A 2,231-nucleotide genomic window follows, 5' to 3' on the forward strand; every position below is an offset into this window, starting at 1 on the left:
TTCCACAACGCATGGAGTCCTGATGCTGTCAGATAACCAATCAGCAAAATTGTCCAGCGCTTCTTGGGTTTTAGGGCACTCAGCCCAATGAAATAGCCTAGATAGCCGCTGTAAGCCATGTGTCCTGCCACCGATCCTAAAATTCGGGGAATCAGGAGTTGCAATCCCACCAATTCTCCAGCACCTTCTCCAGCTTGTAGTGTCACATTTTGGATAATCTGGGGGATGTATTGACCCAGTGTTTCCAACAGGGTGAAGCCAACTGCTGAGGCGGTTCCCAGCAGGATTCCATCCAGGGGTTCCCAGACGCCAATGCGATCGCGCAGGGGAGAGCGAAATCCTCGCCCAATTAAATACAATCCCAGCACTGGCAACGCCTTGAGCAACTCCTCCATCAATCCTGCTCCGAAAAACATTCGGAGCAGCAAACTGGGAAAGTCAATCAAACTAACCTGTTCCGAACCTCGGAGTACCGCTTCTACGTCTCCGGGCAAAACACGGCGAAAAACATAGATAAAAGCTAGTAAGACAGGACTGACTAAAATCAAAGCAGTTGTGACGGCTGAACCCAGAAGTACCCACCAAGGCTTATGCTTGCCGCAAAGTTGGTAGACAAAGTAATAAGCTGCCCAAGCGAGATAAGCTGCCAGTAACAGATTGAATACCACTGACTCACCGACAGCGGCAAACATCAAGACCACAAATCCGACTGTAACCATCCCCGGTACTAGATAAGCTTTTTTCGTTAAATCTCGTCCGGTGGAAAAAATCGGAAATAACTGGGTAAATGTCACTCCTTCCGGCTGGGATGGCTGCACTGGTGCGAATGGCTGAGACGACAGTTGAGTTCTGATCGAGGGAGTTTGAAACTCAAAAATAAACTCTGTGCCGTTTTGTCCCAACTCAATGCGATCGCCTGCGTGCAACATTTGACATCCCTGTAAGCGTCTCCCGTTCACGTAGGTACCATTGGCACTGTTGAGGTCGCAAATTTGCCAACTGGATGCTACTCCCGACTGAGTAAGGGGACGGATTGCCGCATGACGCCTGGATACAACACCATGTTGGTTAGAATCCAACACAATTTGACAACTGGGTTCGCGCCCAATCACGACCTCCCGATCGAGCGGAAGCAAGTATGGGGGCAGCGGCGTACCAGCAGCACCAGTAGAAAGCAGCCGGAGAAACCCACTTGTGTAGCTCTGGCCTGTCATTTTAGTAGATTGCGAGAAAGCGATTAGCGATAGCTTAGCAATTAGTGGGGAGTTGTAGAGGCTGGGATTGACCCCCTCTGTCCGGCTAAAAGCTAACAACTCAGCACATCATTACAAAAAACCCTATCCGAAGAAACCCGATTTCTTTAAGAAACCGGGTCTCAAGCTTTGGTAGGTGATTTTTGTTGATTTCTATCACCCTGATTCAATGCTATTTATTGGTGAGAGTTGGCTTCCCGAACTGCGGCATAGAACAGAAATCCAACGAGAGGAATACTGGCAGCCAGGATGATCCCTGTAGGCAAGTTGCCCAAGTCGGGGTTTCCAGAAGCGAGTTCAAAAATGGAGCCAACGGCAGCGATCGCTGCTACGCAAGAACCGAGCAAAAATACACCACTTTTCGGGGTCATCATGGGCGGTGATATCCTTAAGCTACTGGCTTAACAGCTTGAGCAGAGAAGCCATGCTTTTTCAGCTCCTCATTCAAAGCGATCGCATTTTCCACCCGATCCACAAACAGCACGCCATTGAGGTGATCCATCTCGTGTTGAATAGCGCGGGAGAGGAGTCCAGTCGCCTTCATGGTGCGGGGGCGTCCTTGCTCGTCTTTAAAAGCCACTTCCACCATTTCCGGGCGCTTCACGTCGATATAAACGCCAGGAATAGAAAGACAGCCTTCTTGAAACATACACAAGTCGCGCCCGAATTTCTTGATAGTCGGGTTAATCAACACTAAAGGCTGATTAGCGGCGTTATCCGGTTCGGTGTCAATGACAATCAGCTGTTTTTGCACTGCCACTTGGGGGGCTGCCAAACCGATGCCATCTGCGCTGTACATGGTTTGCAGCATCTCCCGAATCAGCTGCCGGATTTCCTGGTCTACCTTGGCAATACGTTTAGCTGGCTGACGCAGGACGCGATCGCCCATATAGTGAATTTCTAATGGCGGTTTTTCTAACTTTTTCTTTTCGACGGCAACTTCAGTCGTCATAGCATTCTGGCTCGCAGATACAGCTT

General features: G+C 49.6%; 3 protein-coding genes. All 3 read right to left on the reverse strand.

The features are described from left to right. The coding region (locus H6F50_RS02065) for a PrsW family glutamic-type intramembrane protease (RefSeq protein ID WP_190425770.1) at positions 1-1,214 on the reverse strand (1,214 nt) is incomplete at its 3' end. A 215-nt stretch (positions 1,215-1,429) separates the two neighbouring features. Beyond that, positions 1,430-1,624 carry a hypothetical protein gene (locus tag H6F50_RS02070; RefSeq protein WP_190410931.1) on the reverse strand — a complete coding sequence of 65 codons (195 nt, stop codon included), beginning with the start codon at positions 1,622-1,624 and terminating at the stop codon, positions 1,430-1,432. A gap of 17 nt (positions 1,625-1,641) precedes the next feature. Next, entirely contained in the window at positions 1,642-2,205 is a 564-nt protein-coding gene (gene def, locus H6F50_RS02075) for a peptide deformylase (protein ID WP_190410870.1), read from the reverse strand. Positions 2,206-2,231 lie beyond the last annotated feature (26 nt).

The sequence above is a fragment of the Coleofasciculus sp. FACHB-712 genome, from assembly GCF_014695635.1.
Lineage (GTDB): Bacteria > Cyanobacteriota > Cyanobacteriia > Cyanobacteriales > FACHB-T130 > FACHB-T130.

Coding starts and splice junctions, on each gene's coding strand:
- H6F50_RS02070 (WP_190410931.1), bottom strand. CDS start 1,624: ATGACCCCGAAAAGTGGTGTATTTTTGCTCGGTTCTTGCGTAGCAGCG.
- def (WP_190410870.1), bottom strand. CDS start 2,205: ATGACGACTGAAGTTGCCGTCGAAAAGAAAAAGTTAGAAAAACCGCCA.